We start from the raw sequence: 24,758 nt of genomic DNA, 5'->3' as shown, positions 1-24,758 counted from the left end.
AGGAGCGAGAGGCTTCTTTTTGTTTTAGCTAAGATTTGACAACCGCTCTGTACAATTTCGCCATATTTTTTTAGTTGGAACTCCCTGAACTCTCTGGAGATTCCGCTAAAATAACTTGGCACCCTTGGAAGGAGTGAGGAATTATGGCAGAAGTGAAAATTGGCATTATAGGTGGCAGTGGTTTATACAAGATGGATGCACTCAAAGATATCGAGGAAGTGCATATAGATACGCCTTTTGGTTTGCCTTCCGATGCTTTAATTCTGGGTACATTAAATAATACTAGAGTAGCATTTCTAGCCCGTCACGGTCGCAATCATACTTTGTTACCTTCAGAATTGCCATTTCGCGCCAATATCTATGCAATGAAGAAATTAGGTGTAGAGTATTTAATTTCTGCTAGCGCGGTGGGTTCGTTGAAAGCCGAAGCCAAACCCTTAGATATGGTGGTACCGGATCAATTTATTGATAGAACCAAAAATCGCGTATCCACGTTTTTTGGTGAAGGAATTGTCGCTCATATTGCCTTTGGCGATCCAATTTGTCAAAATTTGGCTGGTGTAGTTGCAGATGCGATCGCATCTTTAAATTTACCAGAAGTTACTCTCCATCGCGGCGGTACTTATGTATGTATGGAAGGGCCTGCATTTTCTACGAAAGCAGAGTCAAATCTTTATCGCAGTTGGGGTGCAACGATCATCGGTATGACAAATTTACCAGAAGCCAAGTTAGCCAGGGAAGCAGAAATTGCCTATGCAACTTTAGCGTTGGTAACCGATTATGATTGTTGGCATCCAGATCATGATAGCGTCACCGTAGAAATGGTCATTGGTAATTTGCAGCGTAATGCGGTGAATGCACAAAAGGTAATTCAAGAAACTGTGCGCCGCTTGAGCGAAAATCCTCCTGCTAGCGATGCACATTCAGCTTTGAAATATGCAATTCTCACACAGTTGGATAAAGCACCCGCAGCGACAAAGGAAAAGTTGAGTTTGTTACTGCAAAAATATTTTTAGATAACTATATATCAATATAGTTTAGTTAAGAATAATTGTTTGTTGGGCTTACCGTGTATAAACCCAACAAACACCTGGAAATGTTGGGTTACCCTACGGGAAGCCGCTCCGCGTCTACGTTCCTCAACCCAACATAAGTGGCTTAAGAAACAAGATACTTCCGTATATTTACAGGATATATATCCATTTTATAAATTATGTAACAGCGATTGTAGCTAGTCGCGCACATCTGTGTGCGACTACTTGATATATGAATAAATTTTCTACATGAAATATGGGAATAATCAATTAAACATGAGTTAGACAAGTTCTATATTCATGTCCCTCTGCTCTGAGAGGGAAAAGCAGTAGCTTTGATAATCTGAGGACAAAACGCTTAATTTCTACCAATGAGTTTGAATTGCGTTTGTAATACAGATTAAGTATCGTACCATTTTCTCCATCTAAATTTACTGTAAATATAGAAAAAATATGGAAAATAAAATAGAAAATAAATCAGATAATCAACGGGATATTAGATTTGATATTTTGAAAAGTATTGGTCTAATATGCATTATTTATGCTCATATAGGTTCAGAAAATAATATTTTCTTTCATATCAGACGTTTTGATGTTCCGCTCATGGTCATTGTATCAGGTGCATTGTATTACTATTCAGCTAGTAAAAAACAAATATCTTTTCGGAGTTATTTAGAAAAAAGGTTACCGCGCCTGATAGCTCCAGTATGGTTATTTTTGACTTTTTTCTTTGTTTCCGCTTATGGAATTTTCACCTTACTTTCCCAACCATATCCCTTCGCCCAAGAGAAAATATTTGAGACATTTATTTTATCTGTTGGCATTGGTTATGTATGGATAATTCGCGTATTTATATTAGTGGCGATTTTTTCTAGTTTACTTATGAATATCTACATATATTGTCGGACGGAATTTATATTTCTGGCTGGCTTATCTTTAACTTACATACTTTATGAGATTTTACTTAAATTAGTCTCTCGTGTTAATTTACATAGTCAATTTATTGCGGGCTTTATTAATGATTACCTATTTTATCTCCTGCCTTATGGTTGTCTATTTGGCTTAGGTATGACTTTACCAAAACTGAAAAAAAGAATAATATTAGTGACTATAGGCATTTTTTTGGGAATATTTTTAGGTTTAGCTGTTTATTATTATTACCAAAAAGGGCATTTTGTTTCGACTAGCGAGTTTAAGTATCCGGCAAGACTCTACTATATATCCTATGGAATTATTATGTCATTATTAGGTTTTTTGTTGGTTGATAAATTGGTTGTTAAGTATAAGTTATTAACAACAAATAATTGCTTTTTTAAGACTATTGTTTTTATCAGTTCATCTTCTTTATGGATATACTTATGGCATATATTCTTCGTTTACTACTGGCAAAATTTATTGTCTAAAAATTTACCTGAATTTATGAATCGCTTTAATATAGACTTTTTATTAGTCGTTCTGGGAGCAATCACGGTAACATATTTACAGAAGAAATTTATTTCCAGCTTAGTCATAAAAAATAGATTTGGACAAAATAACTTAGATTTACTTGTCCTACTATTTTTGAAATAAAATGCATAATTATTACCTTAAGCAACTTGAAAATTAAAGCTGAGAGTAGCCCAATGATTAACATCTAATACGTAGGAATCAGCTGCTGTACCGTTGATTTCAGTTTTGACGGGACTAGCGTTATGTAAATCCTGTAAGATGGCTTTGGCTACTTCTAAGGGGTTTAATAAGGGGCCGATTGGTTGTTGATCTGTGGTGCTATTTTTAGCAGTTTCTAAGGTAGTCAGGGTTTCGCTGAAGGGATGGGTGCTAAAAATGAGTTGGTGTTCAGCTTCATAAGCTGGGCCAGGAATCACCCAACCAGAATTAGTAGCGCTTTGTGGAAGTATAATTGTTTCGCCGGGAGCGATGACTATTTGTTTAACTAGGGGTTTTGTGGTTACATTGTTGGCTTCTGGGGGAGTTTGCCAAGGATAAAAGGCGATCGCATTTCGGTTATTTTTTAATCCCACAAGTATAAAATACAATGGGCGATCGCCTAAATTTTGCAGGCGATACTGCATTTTACTCCCAATCGGCACAATTGCCGTGCTAATTGTTTTGTTTGTCGATGTTTCTCCAGCCAAGCTACGCATAGTTTCTCGTTGCATCACTAAGCGCGGTGATAAGCTGTTAATAATCTCTAGGCTGGCTTTGATTGCCAAGCGAGAAGAACCTTCATTTTCCGTAAGTCGCCATAACTTAGCGGCTAACAAAGTCGGTAATTTTGGCGCTAATCTTTGGACTGCAACTTTTACCGCTTCCCCCATGTCCCCAGGATTGTTGAAAATTGCCTCACCACCTAGAGAAAATAAACTGTAGCGCGTGGGAATAGGTAAGAGTTTACTAAACAAATAATCAGCCGATTGTTCTCCCCCTACCACCGTGGAAACATGGGAAATTGTGGCAAAGGCGCTAGTTGCGTCTACTCGTTCAATTCTTTCTAATGCTGTATCTAGGGCAACGATTAAATTAATGTTGCGGGGTAAAATTCTCACTGCTTCTTGGACTAGTTGTCCAACTTTCACCTCAGTAGTATTATTAATAGTGGAAAATTGTGCTTTGGCTGTTAACCCAGTCCGCGATCGCAATATTAGCTGTTCTCCACTCACCAAGCTAAACCGAGAATTAACGCCGTAATGTTCCAATACTTGCGGTGGGATTCCCCCTAACCATAAACTCACGCTTTTACCGTCGTCTTCTTTGGCGATTATTGCTCCTTCGCCGCCAATAGGGCTATCAGGCAGCAAATTATCACCGATAACAGGATTTTTCTTGCTGGTAATTAACCCTGGCTGCTGCTTGCTTCCCAACTTACCTATAGAACTTTCCACTTGCCCAAGGCTAACTTGAATTGTCTTGCTGGGGGTGACTTCCCATAAATATTGAGTTAAGGCGTAGGTAAATAACCCCGCACTAAAACCAGATAACAGCAATTCCCTAGCTGATTGCTGAGGATCTACCGTTGCTGTTAATAGCAGGGGTGGGGTAAGTTCCTCCTTACTCCCGGTGTTTTTCGCCTTCAGTTGTTGGAGAAATTCTAATTCGGCTGTGGCTAACTTCCCATCCTCAACTTCGGGACGGGCGCGAATTCCCAACCCTGTCCCAATTGTGGGAGCATGGTAACTAGTATCTAATACGGCGGTGACACGATCTGTAGGCAGCGATCGCAATAATAATAACAGCGTTTCTTCTAGTAAATAATTGACATTTTTATTATCTTGTGCATCTGAAGCTATCAAGGCATTTTGTACAGTTTCGGCTGCTGATTGAATGCGCGTCCCATAACCGCTAAAGTGAAAGACTACAACATCCCCAGCTTTAACTTGCTCGCTGAGATGTTCTAAAAAAGCGGCTTCGATAAATTCTCGGCTAGCTTGTTCTTCCGTCAACGTCAAAATATTAGCCGATGGGAAACCAAAGCGGTGGATTAACAATTCTTTTTGCAGTTCCACATCAGTTAAGCAACCGCTCAGTTTAGGATTTTGCGCGTATTGATTAATTCCTATTAATAGAGCAAATTTACGCAGACTGGGTTGTGCTAAAGCTTGGTGATAGCGATTTCCCCAAGAAAACCACTCAGCCTCAGTTATACCCAAAACTGCGAGTATTGAACCAATTCGTTGTAAAAAACTCCGACGTTTCATAAATTTGCTATCAGCCCTCAGCCCATCAGCATAACAGCTTAAAGGGCTGAAGCCTGTAGTGTAAAGTAAAGTGGGTACAATTTCGCTTTATTAGCCTTAAACTGGCAACTGTACCTTCATAGCCCTTGCTAATTCCGCCGCTACCTCTGGACGAGAAAATTCTGGAGGAGGTAATTCACCCCGACGCAGCATTTCTCTCACTTTGGTTCCCGACAGGTGAACTCTTTCTTCTGGCTTGCTGGGGCTAGTTTTAGTTGTCGCCATTTGTTTGGTGCGCGTACAGTAAAACGCATGTTCAAACTTCATGGGGACAATTCCCAATTCCTGCGGTTCAAACTCATCAAAGATATATTGCGCGTCATAAGTGCCGTAATAGTCACCCACACCCGCATGATCGCGCCCGACAATAAAATGAGTACAACCGTAGTTTTTCCGCACTAAAGCATGGAAAATTGCTTCTCTAGGGCCAGCATAACGCATAGCTGCTGGATTAATAGCCAAAATCACTCTATCTAAAGGATAGTAATGTTCCAGCAAAATCTCATAGCAACGCATCCGCACATCAGCCGCGATGTCATCTTCTTTTGTCGCCCCGACTAATGGGTGCAAAAATAAACCATCAACAGTTTCTAAAGCGCACTTTTGAATATATTCATGGGCGCGGTGGATGGGGTTGCGAGTTTGAAACCCAACGATAGTTTTCCAGCCTTTATCTTTGAACATTTGCCGAGATGCGGCAGGATCGATTTGATAGGCGGGAAATTGCGGATGGGGATTGCGTTGTAATAGCCAGATATCACCTGCGAGATTAATTGGCCCTTGGTTATAGACTACCTGTACTCCCGGATGTTTAGCATCATCAGTGCGATAGACATTAACAGCTTCGCGGGTTTTGTCGTAGCGATATTTTTGTGTGAGGTGTAAAACGCCAATATATTCGCCGTTGGGATTATCCAGACGAACATAGCCGCCTTCAGTGAGAGGGGAAGCGACTTCTTCGGTTACTGACAGTGTAATTGGGATTGACCACACAACACCGTTAGCTAGACGCATTTCGCTAACTACGCGATCGTAATCTTCCTGGTTCATAAAACCTGTGAGTGGACTAAACCCACCGATCGCAATCATTTCTAAATCGGAAACGGCGCGATCGTCAAGTTGCACTCTGGGTAAATACTCAGCCTTAGAGAGAAATTCCTCTCTTTGTTCTGGTGTGGCGATGCGATTAACTAACTGTCCACCGTGCGGCGCAATAGCATCTGGATGGTAACTCAACGTAATCCCCTCTTCGAGTTAAGGTAATTGTTTCAAACTATGTACTAACTTATCAAAATGTTGATACACAGAGAAAAAGAGTTTTGAGAATTTGTGGATGAAGAATTAGGCGTTGCTGAGTGAAAATATGAATTTGTGTCACGCAGAGGCGCAGCGAAAAGTCTGAGCGGAGGCTTCCTCCGATCAGAACTTTTCAAGACAGAGGCGCAGAGAGTAAGAGTTTAAGAAAGGGAATTTTTGATTTTCATATCTGGATTCAGCAATGCCAAGAATTAAGTTACCCTGAAGCTAATGCACTCTACAGCCTGGAATTATGACTGCGGTATCTCCTGTAGTTAAACCTGTTAGCTTGATGCGGCTAGCGCCTGGTAGCGTTGTGACTATTGATGATGTGACTTGGGAAGAATTTGAGTCCATCTTACAAGAACTGGGACAAAAGCGATCGCTCCGCGTTGCTTACAGCAATTCTACTTTAGAAATTATGGTTCCTCTACCTGAACACGAAAAGCCAAAAGACTTAATTTCTGATATTGTCAAACTTTTACTTAAGAAGCTAGGAAAAAGATATGAACCTTTTGGTTCAACTACATTTAAGCGGGAAAATTCAGCTGGAGTAGAACCAGATGCTTGCTTCTATATTGAGAATTACCAACGTATGATTGGTAAGCGCAGACTAGAACCAAACGATCCGCCTCCCGATTTAGCAATTGAGACAGATGTCACCTCAAAAACAACTCTTGATGCTTACGAAGCGATCGCTGTTCCTCAATTATGGATTTACAATGGCAAAAAGCTCTCTATTTATCTGCTCACAGATGGGCGTTATATTCAATCTGATAATAGTCCCACCTTTCCGAATATACTTTTAAATCAGATGATTCCCGCTACAATAGAACGAGCTTGGCAAGTAGGAATTGTGCAGGCTTTAGAAGAGTTTGAGCAAGAAATAAACTCAAATTATTTTTGATATGTTTGACCCTTTAGAGTACGCTGATGAAAAATTAGACTCACAACAGGAAAATGAGTTACTTAAGTGGGTTCGTCAACTTGATGATGAGCAGAAATTTACCTTTGTTTGGCGCGTTTTAAACGCAAATGATTGGCAAGGATGCAAATTAGTCAAGCGATCGCAACTCAAGCCTATTTTTTTAGAAGTGATTCTTGAAAAAGGTCTTGTTTACGGTGATGCAAGTTCAGTGGAATGGTGGATAAAAGCTGTTTTACCTGGTTTGGGTTATAGACGAGTACTTGAGATTATCAAATCTCATATAGATATTGCTCCCTTGTGTGTATATAAAAGCCTGTATTGGCTACCTTGGTTATACCGTAACCAAACAAAAAAACTGCAAAATGAGATATTAGAGATTATCAGAGAATTCAAGAATAAATACCCAAACTATCAACCCCTTAGAAGTATAGGTACTCATGTTTGAAAACATATACAGCATATTTCAGGTAAATGAGGTACGCGCTTCTTAAAAAGATAGGAAAAAGGTATGAAATTTTTGGGTAAAAAGTAAAATTAAAGATACTGAACTTCTTAAAACTGTAACAATTACTTTACAAAAATTCAGAACAAAAGATTATAAGTAAAAATAGTCAAGCATATACATAATTATTAGGAAATTCTGGCTCGTTATACTAATTGAAAAAAAGAATGCGACAGATACTTAGGTTGGGTTGAAGGTCGTGAAACTCAACAGATACAAGGTTTTGGGATGTTGGGTTTCGTTCCTCAACCCAACCTACATCTGTATTGTCCTGTAGACAGGATTTGACTGGCGTAACCTCTGAGATTGACTGTTAAAAGTTCAATTTCTTCTAGTAGCGAAAACTTTTCATCTTCTGGAGGGAACTTAATTATAATTTCTTGTCTTTCGCTACGTGCATTTTGATAAACATTATTTAACTGTGATAATAGTTGCAAAATGTTTTTACAAATTAAATCTTGCTTATTTTAAATTGCATCTGTCATACAGCAATCTCAGATAATTCGTGTAAAAAAATTACCATTGTCTGCTGTTAGCTATTATTTGCTTGAAAAATCTGTTGAGCAGTCAGATTTAATTCGGGAAATGTTGGCGACTCTATGCGGTCTGTACCTCTAAATTGTTTACCTTGATATTCGCCCTCATTATTTAAAGAGTAAATTGTGATTGTTGGCTGTTTGGGATCGCCTATTAATAGCTTGCTACCCAAAGCTAAATAATCCACTATCCAATATTCTTTAATACCCATTTCTTCATAATCGGCAAACTTTTTGTGATAATCATCACGCCAGTTAGTACTAACTACCTCAATCACCAATGGGATTGATTCTGGTTGAATTAAGATAGACTCTTCTTGCCAGCGTGGTTCATTTACTAAATTGGCAAGATTCATTACAAGAACATCTGGGAAGTATCCAGACTGTTTATTTTCTGATTGTACTAGTGCCTTATTCGATATACCGTATTTGAGCTTAAGTCTTACAAATTCGTATCCTAAAATCGCTGCTAAAAAAGCAATAATTTCTTCATGTTTTCCTTTGGGTTGTGGCATTTGAATAATATCCCCATCGTATAATTCGTAGCGAATATTTTCTAGTTGTGTTTTTAAAAATTCTACAAATTCATCGAATGTAACTAGTTTTTGTAGAGATTGTGTCATGATTTTTACCTTTCTTTTAGATAAGGTTTATTTTTACATTTCAATTTGTTTGGCACATGTTAAACGCAAATGCTTGGCAAGGATGCAAATTAGTAAAGCGATCGCAACTTAAGCCAATTTTTTTAGAAGTAATTCTCGCAATCCTGAAGATGATTCCTCAAGTTAGCCATCAGAAAAACTAGATCCCCGACTTATCAAAAAAGTCGGAGATCTGATGTTGATTAACTAAACTGTTCGATAATTCCGCCACCTAAAACTTTATCCCCTTCGTACCATACCGCCGCTTGTCCGGGGGTGATGCTAAACTGGGGTTCATCAAACACCAAGCGCACGCGGGAGTTTTCCAGAGGAATCACTGTGACTGGTGTGGGATGAGAACGATAGCGAATTTGCACTTCTGCATGAATTGGGGTGGATGGTTCAGCAATCGAAACCCAATTGACGCGATTGACGGTGCATTCTGGTTGAGTGGCTTTAGTGCGATCGCCTACAATCACTCTATTATTTACCGCATCTAATTCAATCACATACAAAGGTTCTGCCGCCGCAACTCCTAAGCCTTTACGTTGCCCAATCGTGTAATGATGGACACCATCATGCTGTCCCAAAATTTTACCGGAAGTATCCACAATATCGCCTTTTTTCGGCGCAAGATACTTATCGAGAAACGCCCGCATAGAACCGTTGCTTTCTACCAAGCATAAATCTTGGCTTTCTGGCTTATCGGCGGTAGCCAGTCCATATTCGGCAGCGATGCGGCGGGTGTCAGCTTTTTGCATATCTCCCAGTGGAAATACGGTAGCCGCTAGTAAATCCTGCGACAAATCGTAGAGAAAATAAGACTGGTCTTTATTGCGGTCAACTGCCCTTAACAATTGATAGCGCCCAGTAGCTTCATCATAGTTAATTTTGGCATAGTGACCGGTAGCAATGCGATCGCATCCCAATTCCTGACGCGCATATTGCACCATCGGCCCGAATTTCACCGTTTTATTACATTGCGAGCAAGGCAAAGGTGTGATCCCCACACTGTAACCAGCTACTAAATAATCGACAATATTTGTCTGAAAGACATCGCGAATATCAACAACTTGATGGGGGATACCCAATTGTTCGCAGATATTTGCCGCGTCGATCATTCCTTCAGAACAGCATTGACCTTTACCTTTCATTAGCCAAAGGGTCAAACCAACGACTTCATAGCCTTGATTGTGGAGTATAGCGGCGGCGGTGGAACTGTCAACGCCACCGGAAAGACCAACGACGACTTTTTTCATATCCTTAAAATATTATTAGGCTAGTGGCTGCTGATAACGCTAATGCTAAACACCAAACGCAAGTTTTGCAGTATGAAAATATATGCCATGCAGCCCCATTGTGACGATTGTAGCATATATATCTTCAAAGCCTTGCTATATAAGCACTTCAGGTATATAAGTAGTAATAACTCAATTTTAGATTTGGAATTGCGATCGCCAACCATTCTCAATCACCAAATTCTCACCCTCAACCCTCCACAAAGGATAATAGAGACAAGGGTAAAATCACTATTGCCTATTTCCTTTTTGGCAACGGACAACTGACCACTGACAACTGACAAAAATCAAAAATTTTCGCCATACCTATGCAATGCCACTCAGCCCAATAAACACATTCTAAGTTAACACTTATATAGGTGCTACAACAGACTGCTCTATTAGTTCCCTTATTAGTTCCCTGAGGAAATTGTTGAGAAATACTGTTACTACTATGTCCAGATCAATACCAGACCAATTATTTACCCTACCCATAGTTCCCTTGTTTATGGGAGGATGCTTGGCATTGTTACCCAACTCTACCCCAGTCCAAGCACAAGTTACCAAGGGTGGCTTTCTGTTAGCACAACGCACGGTAGTGAATAGCTTACCACCACCACCCAGTTTGCCGCCAATTCCTTCTAATCAGCAGCAATTAAATACAGCCAGTCAACCGCCACAAACAGTAATTTGGAAATCATATAATCCAAATTTTCAGTCTCCGCCTCAAGTTAGGGTTAATCAAAATTTTAGACCTTCCCAAACACCTTACCAAACAGTCCAAGCTAACTCCTATACTTGGAGTGCTGAACGCTATATTGTTTACGTCGATGGTGGTGATTCCCAACAGTTGCAACGTGTACGCCAGTTAGAACGTAGTGCTTATATTAGACATTTAAATGGGCGGCCTGTAATTCAATCAGGCTCATTTAGTAAACCAGCCAACGCCGAACAAAGAGTTAGAGAATTAGAGTTAAATGGTATTTATGGTGCCCAAATTGTCAGAGCTTCTAGCGGACAACAAGTAGGCTATGGTTATGGTGGGCCTGATTATAGAAATTCCCAACCACAGAGAGTTAGAACTAGTTATTACTATGTAACTATTCCTGCTAGGACACAAGATTTATCTGCTATTGCTAGCCGCATTCGTCAAAGTTCTGGACGCTATGACATTGTAATTGAAAGGCAGCAACCATTGGGGCCCCATATCGCTGTAGGGCCTTTTGGAAAGCGCGAAGATGCAGAACGCTGGAATGACTATCTAAAAAAATTGGGATATGGTAACGCCAGAGTTTACTACGGTAAGTAAGTGAAAAAGTTGTGCTTATACCATTGCCCGTAATTCGTAGGGACGGGGTTACCCCCATTGGTGTCAACTTAGCGTGAAACCCGCTTACCGCAAGGAACTTCAGTTCCTTGCTAATAGCCAAAGTCATCTCAAGATGACTAAATATCCTCAAAATCTTCAGTCTACTTTAGTAGACTTGCGCTATTAGCCTGAGAATTCATTCTCAGGCGGGCGACAAAGCTAAGACAGAGGCTATTTTAAGCTTAAGTTGACACGTATGGGTTACCCCGCCCCTACAAGGTTGATATAATTCGTTCCTTAGAGTTATTTTAGGCAATTTAATTGTGCAATTAAAAAGCGCGATCGCTCAATTCGTCTAATTAATCAAATTACAGATTCCAACCACCAGAAACTTCCACAATTTGTCCGGTGATATAATCAGCATCTTTATCGACAAAAAAATTGACAACTCTTACCATATCCTCAAAAGTCGCCAGTCGCCCGCAAGGGATTTCATTTAAAGGTTGACTTACAGAGTTTTCTACCACTCCTGGCGAAACAACGTTGACGGTAATTTTATGTTTAATTAACTCTTTTGCCAGGGCTTTACTGTAGAGAATAATTCCCGTTTTGGCAATTACATAAGGAGTTGACATCGGACGAGCAATTAAATTTTGCGCGCCAGCAAAACCTAAGTTGATTATACGACCCCAACCCATTGCTTTTAAATGAGGTATTGCAACTTGACTGACATAAAATGTCGCATTTAAGTTGCTATCTAAAATTTCTTGCCACTCTTCGGGTGTAATGTCTTCAATTGATTTTTTCAAGTAGTTGCCAACATTATTGACTACTACAGAGAGTCCTCCCAAGCTTTCGGCGGCGCTATCTACTAAATTACGTACTTCTTCTGGCTTGGTGATATCTGCTTGTACGCTAACAGCTTTTACCCCATAGGCGGCGGCGGCCTGGGTGACTTCGTTTGCCGCTTCTACACTGCGGTTATAATGTACTACAACATCAAAACCTTGACTGGCTAAATCCAGCACAATGGCGCGTCCAATACCTTTAGCTGCACCAGTTACCAAAGCTTTTTTAAGGCTCACCATTGATCTGCTGTAAATAATTTTCTATGAGGATCTGAGTATAGCTATTTAAAGGATAGTTTAATGCTGCTTGTGGGCTGACCCATTCCCACTCAACTATTTCTTCGTTGGGTGTAATGTTAACTACCGCCGATTCAGCGTAGTAATTTAGCATCACAAAGTGAGCTTCTTTGCAAAATTGCGGGTCTAGCCGTGATTCTTGCAATAACGCCCAGCGAATATTGGTAATATCTAAGCCAACTTCCTCGCGGAATTCACGGATGAGAGCAGCTTCTAAAGATTCGCCCCATTCGACTTTACCCCCTGGAATACCCCACAAGCCTCTCCATTTAGTAGTTTTGGCAATGAGAACTCGATCTGAATTCGAGTCTTTAACTAAGGCGGCTACGGTGACAACAGGTAGGCGAGCCGGTTCTGTTTGGTTCGAGACTGGCTCTGGAATTGGGATATTGGTAATCATTGAACTTTAGTTTGTAAAATTTTTCCGCTATGGGCTGCTCTTGAAACGATAGTCCTGCATCTTTTCAAGTAAACCATACCTAATGGTATACTGATATGCCTTCGGTATATTTACGTCATTTTTAACTACTAAGGTACTTAAAATTTTCAGAATTAATATGAAGAATTATATCATGTGTGGATCGTCCCGGACTTTGATTCATCATCTCTCAGCTAAAAATTGAGCATTTCACATTCAGGACTTGCGACTATGACTAATCTTCAAAATCGAGAAGCAGAAATTTCCCAATTTGTAGTTACCGCAGCACAGATGCGGGAGATTGAAGAGAGGATATTTGCCGCCGGAATGCCTGTAGTAGCTTTAATGGAAAAGGTAGCCGGATTAATTTCCCGTCGTCTAGAAGCGATGATTCCCCCTGGTAAATCTCGTGTTGGGGTGTTAGTGGGGCCGGGACATAATGGCGGCGATGCTTTAGTTGTAGCGCGGGAATTACATTTTCGCGGATATGAGGTTTGGATTTACAATCCTTTTAATAAGCTCAAAGAATTAACTGGAAAGCATTTGCAATATGCTCAAAGTTTGGGGATACCCTGCTATCAAGCAATTGAGCAGTTACGAGACTGTGATGTCTTGGTTGATGGCTTGTTTGGCTTTGGTTTAGAAAGAAAGCTCAAAGATAAGATTGTAGTTGCTATTAATGAATTAAATACCTGGAAACAGCCAATTTTTAGTATAGATTTACCTTCCGGCTTACATACAGATACAGGGGAGGCTTTAGGGACAGCAATTCGCGCTACCCATACATTTTGCTTAGGTTTATGGAAGCTAGCTTTTTTACAGGATCGTGCTTTAGATTATCTTGGTAATGCAGAGTTAATTGATTTTGATATCCCCATCGCGGATGTAGAAGCTGTACTCAAAGATGTAGCAAAATTTACTCGCATTACTACTGCAAAAGCGATCGCAAATCTTCCCCTACCCCGTCGTCCAGTTACCCACAAATACAAAGAAGGACATTTACTGCTAGTTTGCGGTTCTCATCGCTACGCTGGGGGAGCAATTTTAACGGCTTTGGGTGCGCGTGCTAGTGGTGTGGGGATGTTATCAATTGCTGTACCAGAATATATCAAGCCGATTTTGGTGTCACATTTACCAGAAGCGTTGATAATTGGCTGTCCGGAGACAGAAACAGGAGCCATTGCTCAATTACAATTACCAGAGAAAACCGATTTAAGTGACTTTGATGCGATCGCAATTGGCCCTGGTTTAACAATTGATGCCACACCTATTGTGCAACAAGTAATGGAAAGCAAACGTCCTTTAGTTTTGGATGCTGATGCTTTAAATATCTTGGCACAAATAGGAACCATTTCCACCTTACAAAAACGCCAAGCACCCACCATACTGACACCCCACGAAGGTGAATTTAAGCGTTTATTTCCCAATATTCCGGATATACAACAAGATAAAGTCAAAGCCGTGCGCGATGCAGCTTTACAAAGCGGCGCGATAGTTTTGTTAAAAGGTGCGAGAACTTTAATTGCTAATGCTCACGGTTTATTGTGGCTAAATCCCAACAGTACCCCAGCTTTAGCACGTGGTGGTAGCGGCGATGTCTTAACAGGAATAATTGGCGGATTATTAGCACAAGCGATGAAAAAACAAATTGCCATTGAAGAAGTTGTAGCCACTGCTTCTTGGTGGCATTCTCAAGCAGGAATTATAGCAGCCCAAGAGCGTACAGAGTTAGGTGTAGATGCTTTTACTTTGACACAATATTTGATGCAGGCAATAGTCATTTGTTAGAGACGCGATGAATCGCGTCTGTACAAGAGTCATTTGTCCCCCTTATCCTCCTTATCCTCCTTCTGCCATCTGCCTTCTGCCATCTGCCTTCTTTCTTTGATAAACTTCAGGAAGCTGCCACCAAGCTACATGGGGATATTCGTGATGTTCTTGGTGGTAACCGAAGTGATAACAAGCAAGAAATGACCAAAAAGTTGGTAATTCTATTGTTTGGGTGCAATGGGGATAAATGTATCCTGATTTAGGTTCGCGATGGGGTAAATATGTCCCAAAATAAAATAATTGAATTGAACTTAAAATTGGTGGAATACACCAAAAAATGATGAGATTTGTGAGGGACATGTTGAAAGCAAATCTGGCAAAATTAAAGATGATTGTAAAACCGAGTAATTGTTGCCAACTTGAGTATCCCATCATAAAGTGAAGATACCAAAAAAAGCCGCTTTTTCTGTTTTGGTCGTGAAAATCTGGGTCAAGTGCGCTGGCGGGATGTTTATGATGTAACCAATGCTTTTGTAAAAGCTGTTGATAGGGAAATAAAGCATAAAGTGTTACAGCTATCTTCCCAATTAAATGATTAATTCGCGGATTTTGGCGACAAACTGAGCCATGCATGGCATCATGGGCAGTAATAAATAGTCCTGTACTGAGGAATGTTTGCCAAATTAATGCAATTGGTATCAACCAAAGAGGCATTTGGTGATAGTTGATGCTGAGTAACCAAACTAAACTCCCTAGCCACAGACTAATAATTAACAGAGCTATTACCAAACCGTAAACAGAATCTTGTCTAGTAGCAAAATTTTCAATCTCTAAATTATAACTGACTGGTTTTTCCCAAATATTCAAGCTGATACCCCTTTATTTGTTCTGCTGATTTAGAAAATTAACTTTAAACCACATCTATTTTGAGAACCATAGTATTAAAAGTAGTGGGAGCATCTTGCTCCCTGGTGGTAGTAGCGGGCAAGACTTCGGCGTGAGCGCTCAGTCGAACGCTGCCCGCACTACTCCTGGTTTCAAAATGGACGAGGTTAATTCTTAATTAAAGCTTTGATTTAGCTCAAAGTTTTGAGGTATTATCCTTGATTTTGTGTAAATTAAGCATAGTAATTTCTCCTAAAAATTTGAATTACAAATTAAGAATTAGTAATTATTGTATTGCTTTAATTTTTTATGTATTTCTATCTTTGGGTGCAAAATTCATCTCTTTTTTTAATTTTTCAAGTTGTTATTATAGGCTGTAAAGATGGTATAGCCTATAATGATGTTTGATGTGTCAGCAATTTTTTACCCAATTCCAGTAAATTCCTCTAAAATGAGAAATTTACATTTGATCAATACCTAATTTGTCAGAGGCATCAGAAAATCATACAACTATTGCATCATAAATATCTATAATTGGCACGTTTTTTGGTGACTAGAAGCAAAATCCCCAACTTTGTCAAAAAGTCGGGGATTTAAGCAATCACCAAGCCTCATAACTAATGTGGTTAAGTAGTAACTTAATTTGCTAAGTGATGATAGTTACCTTTCCTGTATCCAAATCGTAACGACCGCCGACTATTTTGAGTTTACCGGAGTTGAGGCGATCGCTTAAAAGTGGCGATCGCTTTAACCGTTCGATTTGATATTGTACATTCGCCACGACAGCGTTATCCACGGCGTCACCTGGCTTATCTTTGACTTTGGCGACAGCTGGCTTAATTGCTTTGACAAAGGTACTAATATCGCCAAGTAAGGTTTCATTTTCCACGGCGGCGGTAACGGCTCCGCAGCGCTCGTGGCCTAGTACCATGAGTAAGGGCGAGCCTAGTAAGCTAACTGCATATTCAATACTTCCACGTGCTTCTGGTGTGGCAATATTTCCCGCAATCCTGACATCAAAGATATCGCCAATACCTTGATCGAACAGAATTTCTGGCGCAACCCGCGAATCTGCACAGCTGAGAATGGTTGCAAATGGATGTTGCGCTTGTGCTACTTCTAGCAACCGCGCTGCTGATTGATCCGGGTATTGGGGTTGATGCTGCACAAATCGCTGATTTCCCTCTAGCAGCTTTTGCAATGCAGCATCGGGAGTCAGAGATTGGGGACTTTCTGGGTGTAATTCGGCGGCTTGAGCTTGTTTTAAGTGCCAAATTAAATCGCTGGTACTCAGCGTTAAACTAAATACCCCCGTAGCTCCCCATTTTAAAAAGTCACGACGTTCCATAAACTGTGTTATTAGTCTGTTATAATGACGCTACACATTTCATGGAGCGAATCTCCATGACATCGGAAATGTAACAAGTTCCGCCAAATTTATTGAGCAATGGGCGAATATTTTCCACCACAGGCTTGAGTTGTTCTGGCATACAAAAGGCGATGATGTAGACATTATCCAGCATGGTCATATCTAAATCTTCTGCTGTCCCGCGTAATCCTTTACCGGCAACATCGCGAATCACTGCATGACCATGTACGCCTGACTTATCTAAACTATCTAATATTTTGGACAGTTCAAAAGAGTTGGCAATAATTTCTATCTTTTTAACTAAATGCATATTATTACCTCCAAAATAGGTTAATTCCGTATAGATAGAGCGGAATTCCGATAATAATGTTGAACGGAAATGTGACTGCTAAGGCTGTGGAAACGTACAAACTAGGATTCGCTTCCGGAACAGTCATCCGCATAGCCGCAGGAACAGCGATGTAAGAGGCACTGGCACAAAGTACAGCAAACAGTAACGCATCTCCCTGAGACATACCAATTAATTTGGATATAGTTAAGGCAATACAGGCATTAACTATGGGAATTAGTATGGCAAATAAAATCAGGAATAGCCCGGTTTTTTGCAAGTCCTTAATTCTTCTGGCGGCTACTAATCCCATATCTAATAAAAAGAAGGTAAGAACGCCATAAAATAAACCTTGAGTGAAAGGTTCTAAAACATGCCAACCATGCTCTCCTGTTAATACACCAATTATCAAACTACCAACAAGAAGAAAAACGGAACTATTTAGAAATGCTTCTTGTAATACTTCTGACCAAGAAAATTCCCGCTTTTCATCTACTGCAAATATATTCACCAGGATGAGTCCAACTATGATGGCTGGGGATTCCATCAGAGCCAGTGCTGCTACCATGAAGCCATCAAAACTAATACCAAGCTCAGTTAAAAATGCGCTAGCCGTGATAAAAGTGACTGCACTAATAGAACCATAAGTTGCAGCGATTGCCGCAGCATCATAAGTATCCAGCTTGAGTTTGAGGATAAAAAATGTGTAAATCGGCACAACACAAGCCATCATCATTGCTGCGAAAAGCGTCAACACAACTTCTTGTGTAATGCCACTTTTGATCAATTCTACTCCGCCTTTAAAGCCGATCGCAAACAGTAAATAAAGCGAGAATAATTTGGGTATAGGTGCGGGTATTTCTAAATCGGATTTGACAAAAACCGCAGCCATTCCCAAAAAGAAAAACAGGATGGGCGGATTCAGGATGTTAGATAGAATTAAACTACTATCCACCGTCATCCCTCCTGATGCTGATAAAACTGAAAATAAAAGAAATTCGGCATCTTAAACAATTGAACGATTGACTCATGATGTATCGTGTATTGCTACCATCTGTCAATTGTTTGTCATTTCTTGTCAAATAAGGTTTAGTCATTTGTCATTAGTCATTTGTCATTGGCCAGGGTTTACAGAAAATTTATATTTCTTAATGATGTTGATTTTCATTGATTTACTTAATATGTGATTTGAGAAGTGAGTGCGATCGCTTTTTTCACAAATCTCATGTTTACAATTTAAAATAATTGTCAATATTAATTTATGAAAAAACTTTTATTTTTATGTAGCCAGAATCGACTGCGGAGTCCGACGGCAGAAGTGGTATTTTCGGAATATGCAGGATTAGAAACAGATTCAGCCGGTTTAGATCGTTATGCAGAAGTACCCGTATCGACAGAAGCAATTGAATGGGCTGATATAATTTTTGTTATGGAAAAATCCCATAAACAAAAATTAGCCCAAAATTTTCAGCCTTTTCTCAAAGATAAGCGCGTAATTTGTTTAAATATTCCCGATGAATATGAATATATGGAACCAGCTTTAATTAAATTGTTAAAGCAAAAAGTGCTACCTATATTGAAAATTAGCACCAGCGATTAGGCACCAGATATGGTATGAAAAATTCCAAAGTCCAAGCAAGCTTTTGACCGCGCCAATTTTAGATTTTAGATTTTAGATTTTAGATTATTTCGGTTCATGCCCCGCCTCCGAAGTTCAGAGCGCCGGAAGCCGGCGCTCTGACTTCTCTCCTTGTGGGTGGAACAAATCCAAAATCGTCAATTTAAAATCGCCAAGCTGCATCCCTTTATGGGTGTAGTCAATCCAAAATCGTAAATCCAAAATCCAAAATTGATTGACTCTGGACTTTGGACTTTTGACAACCGGAGTGCAAAATATACAATAGTGAGTACAGCTGACTTAGTTAGATACCACAAAAATGCGACTAATATTTGTGCTGAAGTTGTGAGCAGATTCCCCAGAAACAACAGCAATGAGTTCTTGATTTTGCAAAATCTTCACCCCATCAGAACTATCTGCAAAGCTAAGATTGCTGAGGCTGCTAACTTGAAACTTTGTCGCACCCAGGCGAAAATTCTTGATACTGTCATAACCATCATCTTGAGCGAGTACAACTGTTGCTGCACCTCTACCTAACCAGATAGTATCAAAGCCAGTGCCGCTATTGATGATATCTTTGCCACCATTACCATAGATGCGATCGTTGCCAGTACCACCGAGAATTATATCAGCTTGCGCACCGCCAAAAATTGAGTCATCACCAGTTCCACCGATGAGAGTATCTTTACCACCGTTACCATAGATGCGATCGCTGCCACTACCTCCATCAATAAAATCATTGCCAAAACCACCTACAATCGTATCCTTACCACCCCCAGCTAAGAGGATATCGTTACCACCATTGCCGTAGATAGTATCATTTCCATTCAAACCGCTAATGAGTTCATCTTTTTTATTACCTACTAAGGTGTCACTTCTTGAGGTTCCAGATTTAACTCGATTTTTAGGTAGGGTATTCAGAGCATCGATGTATTTAAATAAACTGCTGGTACTAAAAGGGAGATTATCGAATGATGGATCTAAAGCAACCAAAGCATTAGGAGACAAACCCGCGATCGGTTTAGTTTGTCCTTGGGTAGTACCTGGATCTGATTTTGTATCTACTTTAATATGTAGTGGGGTTTCCGGTGAAAAATTCGCTTCGCTGAGATTAATTGCCGCCACTAAATCCCACACCGGGTTGGGATCGTTACCGCTTTGAATTACAGTTAAGGCAAAGTCTAAGAACTCAGCAGCAATCTTGCTTTCAGCTGTACCAGTTAACAACCATGCTTCATAATCGTCACGATTGAATTCAATCTTACCTGTAGCATCTAATGGAGTTAATTGAATTTTTAACCCTTTTTTTCCCGCTTCAAAAACTTCTTGTGCAGCAACCGGATCAACCCAAATATTAAATTCAGCAACCTTGTTAGTAGAAAAGGGTGGAAATGGTAGAACGGGAAGATTCCCAGGTACGAAAACTGCTCCACCAAGAATTTCTACAACTTTAATATTGTCAATAATTGAGGGATCGCGCCGCAGGGCTTCGGCAATATTGGTAAGTGTGCCAGTTGCTAAAATCGCAACTGGTTCTGGGGAGTTTTTGATAGTTTCAATTATCAAATCAACTGCATCTTGCTTTTGAATCGGTGCAGCTTCATCTGGTAAGGTAACAAACGGTGCCCAAAATGTATTTGAACCATCGCGGATAAAATCGGGAAATGCATTATTACCTTCTAAAGGCGTCGATCTACCAATCCCCACGGGAATATCTGTATTCCCAAGTCTAGTCAGCATTTTGGCGAGATTGTTGACAAAAATCTCTGGCTTGGCAATTCCTTGAGCGATTGTAATAGCTTTAATGTCAAACTTGGGATTCTCTAGCATAAATGCTAAAGCAGTCATCCCATCTTGGCTACCATCATCATCAATAATCAATGGAATAGATTGATGGGAAATGTGATTATTTGCCATAATTGATAATTACACCTCAGATATGCTCTAAATCCAGACACAATCACAATTATCCCCAAATTTCAGACGCAGGAAAATGCAGCTAAACAACATTGTTGATTAGCCTATTTAATCTGCTGATGCTCTAAATCTTTGTGGATGAAAACAGTGTTATTTTAAAGCTTAAGGCAATATATACTGAAAAATTTCCAAATTTCTCAATATAAAAAATTACTATAGCATTGAGCAAATATCTAACTCACCAGTATCAGTCATAGCTGCAATTTGCTCTCATTATCATAAATAAGCAACTAATTACATAAAAATATTGTTATGAATAATTTACTACGCAAGTATGAAAATTATCAGCTAATGCGTGTCTAAATTGTATAACTCTTAACAAAGATTTTTAACTGTTGAAGGTTGACAGTTGACTGTCAATCATCAACAGCCGTCATGATAGATTGTGCAACATGATTTAAATTAATATCAAGTTGCAAGTTTAGGAATTAATTTGAGCTTTGCAGCAGTATTCGCATTTACATTTTCCTGTTCCCAAAGCATGGGATGATATTCAATTTTGCGCCAAGGATCAACCATATCAATATAATGTTTATGGAAGGCATGTCCTGATTGTCCGGGAGCATGAATAGCTAGGGAATTATCAAGATTTTTTAAATCTACAATCATCCGCAGGGAAGGAATATCTGTGACTTCAAAAGATTTGTTCGCTTTCCAGCGATTAGCATTTACTGTTTCCCCATTCCCCGCAGTCGCAAACGCACCACGATTAAATAAAGCCTCTATCATCGCTACTCCAGATTTACCTAAAGTCGCGTTACGAAATGTAATGCTATGTAAATTTCCCCAATTCCAAGACTTGGGATCTTTACCTTGAATTTGTTCTAATTCATATACAGCTGCGGTAAACGCTTGTTGCAGAATGTTGTCGCGATTTTCTACTTGTGGGGTGTTGCGATTGTCCCACCAGTTACTATTTGGCTGTTTAATTATATTTTTGATGACTTCATACCAGCGATCGCCTCCATCGGGAAAATAATCTTGAGGTAACTGATCGTGAAAGGTATCTGCTAGTAAATGTTTCCAGAATACCTCAAACAAAGCAGCCGCAGGGGATGACATTTCTAATTGCAGATCCCAATTAACGAGTAATTGTCTTGCTGTTTCTAAATGTGGTTGATTTAGAGAAATATTTTTCAGTAGTGGGACTAAATTTTGGGCATTCAAATTGCGGTTATCGCCCTGAATTAACTCTACATCTAACAGCGATAAAGGTTGACTCGCCTGAGTAATCATTTCCACAATTCGCTGGGCGCGATAGCCATAAACCCAGTCAGTAGTAATTAAATAAGGATATTTAGTTTGGACTAAATTGTTAGCGCTAGCAATGTAACCTTGAGGCGGGTTAAAACTTTTAGGTAACTGCTCAAAATCAATATAGCCTAGCCATTCATATTCATCTGTCCACCCAGGAACGGGATAACGCCCGTTACCCTTAGCGCGGATGGGGAATTTACCCGGCATTTGATAGCCTATATTGCCATCAATATCAGCATAAACTAGATTCTGGGCAGGTACATCATAGTTTTTCGCGGCTGTGCGGAAATCTTGCCAATTTTGCGCCCGATTGAGCAAGGGAATCGCAGATCCTAATGTTGATGGTTCTAAACCTGTCCAGCGCAAAGCTACAGCATATTGTTGCGGAATTTCTATGGACTGATTTCCTGGTAATTGCTGTAACTTGGGTGAAACATCCGAGAGAATGGGGCCATGTCTGGTGTAGCGTACTGTTTGCTCGATTGGCTGACTTCCGGCAACTTTAATTGTCTCTTTGACTAGTTGCATATCTACCCATTTACCATTTACCTCATATTGGTTGGGGTTATTGGGGTTGATTTTCTCAATGTATAAATCCATTACATCTGGTTCAACATTGGTGACACCCCAAGCAATGCGATCGCTATGACCGATAATTATTCCTAGCATCCCCGCAAAAGAAAAGCCGGTGACGTTATAAGGACATTCCGCAGTCTTGGTTGTACAATGCAACCCCACCTCATACCAAATCGAAGGCATTTGCACTGCTAGGTGCGGGTCATTGGCTAAAATGGGCTTACCTGTAGCTGTCAGTTTTCCTGAGATTACCCAATTATTTGAACCTATGCCAATTCCCCGCGAACCGATTAATTCCTCTACAGCTAACATTGGCTGAGTCAGGGATTGCAAAGCTGGGGTAATTTCTGCTGTTACTTGGGCAATACTTGAGGCTATCAATTCTGTCTCGTCAAAATTGTTCTCCTCTCCTGTTTGCTTTTTTTGCTCCTCAGGTAAAATCACGGGTAAATCTTGGGGATATGGTGGGAAAAGTTCTTCTACTTGCGCCAAATTTAAGGTTTTCAGCAAAATAGTGCGTTCAATTTCCCGCTCAAAATTTCTCCCCAAATCGTAAGCCATGACTTTACCCCAAGTGAGAGAATGGAGCATTTGCCAAGGTTCTGGTTTATACCCAGGATTCAGGAATTTCAACACTGCATATTCGAGACTGAGTTTGCTGCCTTGATGGTCTGCTAAATAAGCGTTAACCCCATCTGCATAGGCTTGCAGATATCCCTTCATCTCTGCATTAACTTGTGTGATTTCTTGCTGCGCAATCCTCGCCCAACCCATTGTCCGCAAATACTTATCTGTGGCGATTTGGGAAGAACCAAACATTTCTGCAAGCCGCCCGGAACCTATATGTCGCCAAAAATCCATTTGCCAAAATCGGTCTTGGGCGTGGATGTATCCTTGCGCCATAAATAGATCGTGAGAATTGGCTGCGTAAATGTGGGGAACACCCCAGCGATCGCGCTGGACAGTTACCTCCGCTTTTAGTCCCGTAAGTGCGATCGCGCCATTTTCTACAGGAAAGGATTGACGTACATTATAAGTAATAAATCCTAGTAATAATAGTACCAAGACTAATAGTAAAATTACGAAATTTTTGATTACTTTCAGCAACCGTAACTTTCTGGTTCTTCTGATCGGCATGGGGTGCAGCATTGTTAATCAAATCTCGGATATTGTACTCCTTGAGGCGTGCTTTTGAGCCAGAACATTAATTTAATTGCCTTATATAATCGACCAATTGACAATTTGTAAATTAGGAATTTTCTGAAAATCTTTAAGATTGCGCGTTACCAATGTACAGTTAAAAGCAAGTGCAATAGACGCAATTCTTAAATCTTGTGTACCTACACGAATTTTTTGCTTTAATAAATCGTTATAGATATCAAATGCGGCTTCATTAAAATCAAGAATATTAGCTTGACTTAGCAAATTAAATGTTTCTTTTAATAAAGTATAAGCTGTAACTAATTCTTGTTTTGATTTTGCTCGGTTAATTACATCTAAACGACCGTACATTTGCTCAACAATAGTTATTATTGTAACTGCGATTTCCGCAGGATTGACGGTAGATACTTTATTCACTACTACTGGATGACCTCTTTGGAGTAGCGAAACATGATCGGTATCAAGTACCCATTTTGCCATCTGACTTTTACCTAAAAAAATATGCTTTTATGCTTGCGGAAAATTATCATCTGTAGATTGATCTAGTTCCTGACGATAGTTTTCTATAGCTGTTAGCACCTGCTCAAATTGTGGATCGTCTTTAAAAACTCCAGCCATTGCTAACCAGGGATTTTTCCGAGCGCTAGATGGTAATTTGACAGGTAAAGATACAATTTCTGCCCCAGCTAGATGAGTTTCTAAGCGTTGCTGAAGTTCATATAGGGCTGTCGTGCGATCGCTTGCTTCTACTTGTAATTCTGGTAACCCTGGAACGCTAGCCACTGTTCTACCATCAGCTTGTTGTTTAACAATAACATTGACCAGGACTTCGTTAGCATCTTGGCTAGTTTGCGATGTTGAAGATAAGAAGGAATTCATAATGATTTTTGGGTTTATATTCTTTAATTGTAAATGAATCCGCAGAATTACTGCGTTATCCCACAATGTTAGAGTATGTTTGAAAAGTCGGGTATGTTGTAAAAAAGTGTTATTCCTC

General features: G+C 39.9%; 23 protein-coding genes. 8 read left to right on the top strand and 15 right to left on the bottom strand.

The features are described 5' to 3' along the window. The first annotated feature begins 143 nt into the window (after positions 1-143). Both AACW45_RS04495 and AACW45_RS04490 read left to right on the top strand, forming a co-directional pair. A complete protein-coding gene (locus AACW45_RS04495; RefSeq protein ID WP_190631501.1) occupies positions 144-1,016 on the top strand; it encodes an S-methyl-5'-thioadenosine phosphorylase in 873 nt (290 codons plus the stop codon). Between the two features lie 471 nt (positions 1,017-1,487). Next, a complete protein-coding gene (locus AACW45_RS04490) occupies positions 1,488-2,603 on the top strand; it encodes an acyltransferase family protein (protein ID WP_190631498.1) in 1,116 nt (371 codons plus the stop codon). Positions 2,604-2,620: 17 nt separating this feature from the next. On the opposite strand, the gene AACW45_RS04485 is transcribed toward AACW45_RS04490, so the two are convergent. Both AACW45_RS04485 and sat read right to left on the bottom strand, forming a co-directional pair. Then, positions 2,621-4,729, bottom strand: coding sequence for a caspase family protein (locus AACW45_RS04485; protein WP_190631497.1), 2,109 nt, complete (start codon positions 4,727-4,729; stop codon positions 2,621-2,623). Between the two features lie 96 nt (positions 4,730-4,825). Then, complete coding sequence (sat, locus tag AACW45_RS04480) at positions 4,826-6,004, bottom strand: sulfate adenylyltransferase (RefSeq protein WP_096643935.1); 1,179 nt, start codon at positions 6,002-6,004, stop codon at positions 4,826-4,828. A 313-nt stretch (positions 6,005-6,317) separates the two neighbouring features. On the opposite strand from sat, the gene AACW45_RS04475 reads away from it, so the two are divergent. Next, complete coding sequence (locus tag AACW45_RS04475) at positions 6,318-6,971, top strand: Uma2 family endonuclease (protein ID WP_190631495.1); 654 nt, start codon at positions 6,318-6,320, stop codon at positions 6,969-6,971. A 1-nt stretch (position 6,972) separates the two neighbouring features. Next, positions 6,973-7,437, top strand: coding sequence for a hypothetical protein (locus AACW45_RS04470; RefSeq protein ID WP_190631493.1), 465 nt, complete (start codon positions 6,973-6,975; stop codon positions 7,435-7,437). 302 nt (positions 7,438-7,739) lie between these two features. Here AACW45_RS04470 and AACW45_RS04465 read toward each other — a convergent pair whose 3' ends face one another. Both AACW45_RS04465 and AACW45_RS04460 read right to left on the bottom strand, forming a co-directional pair. Next, a complete protein-coding gene (locus AACW45_RS04465) occupies positions 7,740-7,931 on the bottom strand; it encodes a hypothetical protein (RefSeq protein ID WP_242045663.1) in 192 nt (63 codons plus the stop codon). Positions 7,932-8,026: 95 nt separating this feature from the next. Beyond that, entirely contained in the window at positions 8,027-8,653 is a 627-nt protein-coding gene (locus tag AACW45_RS04460) for a Uma2 family endonuclease (RefSeq protein WP_190631491.1), read from the bottom strand. 56 nt (positions 8,654-8,709) lie between these two features. Between AACW45_RS04460 and AACW45_RS04455 the strand changes: the two genes are divergently transcribed. Then, positions 8,710-8,835 (top strand): hypothetical protein, encoded by a 126-nt coding sequence (locus tag AACW45_RS04455; RefSeq protein ID WP_277880284.1) that lies wholly within the window; start codon positions 8,710-8,712, stop codon positions 8,833-8,835. Positions 8,836-8,874: 39 nt separating this feature from the next. Here the strand turns inward: AACW45_RS04455 and mnmA are convergent, their stop codons facing one another. Beyond that, complete coding sequence (gene mnmA, locus AACW45_RS04450; protein ID WP_190631489.1) at positions 8,875-9,930, bottom strand: tRNA 2-thiouridine(34) synthase MnmA; 1,056 nt, start codon at positions 9,928-9,930, stop codon at positions 8,875-8,877. A 472-nt stretch (positions 9,931-10,402) separates the two neighbouring features. Here mnmA and AACW45_RS04445 point away from each other — a divergent pair, with 472 nt between their 5' ends. Beyond that, the gene (locus AACW45_RS04445; protein ID WP_190631487.1) at positions 10,403-11,257 is read left to right on the top strand and encodes a hypothetical protein; all 855 of its coding nucleotides are present in this window, start codon (positions 10,403-10,405) and stop codon (positions 11,255-11,257) included. Positions 11,258-11,625: 368 nt separating this feature from the next. Here AACW45_RS04445 and tmpR read toward each other — a convergent pair whose 3' ends face one another. Together tmpR and AACW45_RS04435 are read right to left on the bottom strand one after the other, a co-directional pair. Further along, a complete protein-coding gene (gene tmpR / locus AACW45_RS04440) occupies positions 11,626-12,345 on the bottom strand; it encodes a bifunctional dihydropteridine reductase/dihydrofolate reductase TmpR (protein WP_190631486.1) in 720 nt (239 codons plus the stop codon). Further along, a complete protein-coding gene (locus tag AACW45_RS04435) occupies positions 12,332-12,802 on the bottom strand; it encodes an NUDIX domain-containing protein (protein ID WP_190631484.1) in 471 nt (156 codons plus the stop codon). The genes tmpR and AACW45_RS04435 overlap by 14 nt, the downstream gene beginning before the upstream one ends. A gap of 249 nt (positions 12,803-13,051) precedes the next feature. Here AACW45_RS04435 and AACW45_RS04430 point away from each other — a divergent pair, with 249 nt between their 5' ends. Next, positions 13,052-14,608 (top strand): NAD(P)H-hydrate dehydratase, encoded by a 1,557-nt coding sequence (locus tag AACW45_RS04430; RefSeq protein WP_190631482.1) that lies wholly within the window; start codon positions 13,052-13,054, stop codon positions 14,606-14,608. A gap of 51 nt (positions 14,609-14,659) precedes the next feature. On the opposite strand, the gene crtW is transcribed toward AACW45_RS04430, so the two are convergent. From crtW to AACW45_RS04410, 4 genes are all read right to left on the bottom strand, one after another. Next, positions 14,660-15,457, bottom strand: coding sequence for a beta-carotene ketolase CrtW (crtW, locus tag AACW45_RS04425; protein WP_190631480.1), 798 nt, complete (start codon positions 15,455-15,457; stop codon positions 14,660-14,662). 664 nt (positions 15,458-16,121) lie between these two features. Continuing rightward, positions 16,122-16,823, bottom strand: a complete 702-nt coding sequence (locus tag AACW45_RS04420) for a carbonic anhydrase (RefSeq protein ID WP_190631478.1) — start codon at positions 16,821-16,823, stop codon at positions 16,122-16,124. A 19-nt stretch (positions 16,824-16,842) separates the two neighbouring features. After that, positions 16,843-17,154: a P-II family nitrogen regulator gene (locus AACW45_RS04415; RefSeq protein ID WP_190631476.1), complete on the bottom strand. Its 312-nt coding sequence runs from the start codon at positions 17,152-17,154 to the stop codon at positions 16,843-16,845. A 4-nt stretch (positions 17,155-17,158) separates the two neighbouring features. Then, positions 17,159-18,127, bottom strand: a complete 969-nt coding sequence (locus AACW45_RS04410) for a sodium-dependent bicarbonate transport family permease (protein ID WP_190631474.1) — start codon at positions 18,125-18,127, stop codon at positions 17,159-17,161. Between the two features lie 306 nt (positions 18,128-18,433). On the opposite strand from AACW45_RS04410, the gene AACW45_RS04405 reads away from it, so the two are divergent. Continuing rightward, positions 18,434-18,772: a low molecular weight protein tyrosine phosphatase family protein gene (locus tag AACW45_RS04405; protein ID WP_190631472.1), complete on the top strand. Its 339-nt coding sequence runs from the start codon at positions 18,434-18,436 to the stop codon at positions 18,770-18,772. A gap of 318 nt (positions 18,773-19,090) precedes the next feature. On the opposite strand, the gene AACW45_RS04400 is transcribed toward AACW45_RS04405, so the two are convergent. From AACW45_RS04400 to AACW45_RS04385, 4 genes are all read right to left on the bottom strand, one after another. Then, positions 19,091-20,707 carry a nucleoside hydrolase gene (locus AACW45_RS04400; RefSeq protein ID WP_190631470.1) on the bottom strand — a complete coding sequence of 539 codons (1,617 nt, stop codon included), beginning with the start codon at positions 20,705-20,707 and terminating at the stop codon, positions 19,091-19,093. A gap of 468 nt (positions 20,708-21,175) precedes the next feature. Further along, positions 21,176-23,737: a penicillin acylase family protein gene (locus AACW45_RS04395; RefSeq protein WP_242045662.1), complete on the bottom strand. Its 2,562-nt coding sequence runs from the start codon at positions 23,735-23,737 to the stop codon at positions 21,176-21,178. 81 nt (positions 23,738-23,818) lie between these two features. Then, positions 23,819-24,241 (bottom strand): type II toxin-antitoxin system VapC family toxin, encoded by a 423-nt coding sequence (locus AACW45_RS04390; RefSeq protein WP_190631466.1) that lies wholly within the window; start codon positions 24,239-24,241, stop codon positions 23,819-23,821. Between the two features lie 27 nt (positions 24,242-24,268). After that, positions 24,269-24,640 carry a hypothetical protein gene (locus tag AACW45_RS04385; protein ID WP_190631464.1) on the bottom strand — a complete coding sequence of 124 codons (372 nt, stop codon included), beginning with the start codon at positions 24,638-24,640 and terminating at the stop codon, positions 24,269-24,271. Between the last annotated feature and the right edge of the window lie 118 nt (positions 24,641-24,758).

Source organism: Calothrix sp. FACHB-168 (assembly GCF_963889195.1).
GTDB lineage: Bacteria > Cyanobacteriota > Cyanobacteriia > Cyanobacteriales > Nostocaceae > Aulosira > Aulosira anomala_A.
Note: the sequence above shows the minus strand (reverse complement) of the source record. Positions and strands in the feature narration are given on the sequence as shown.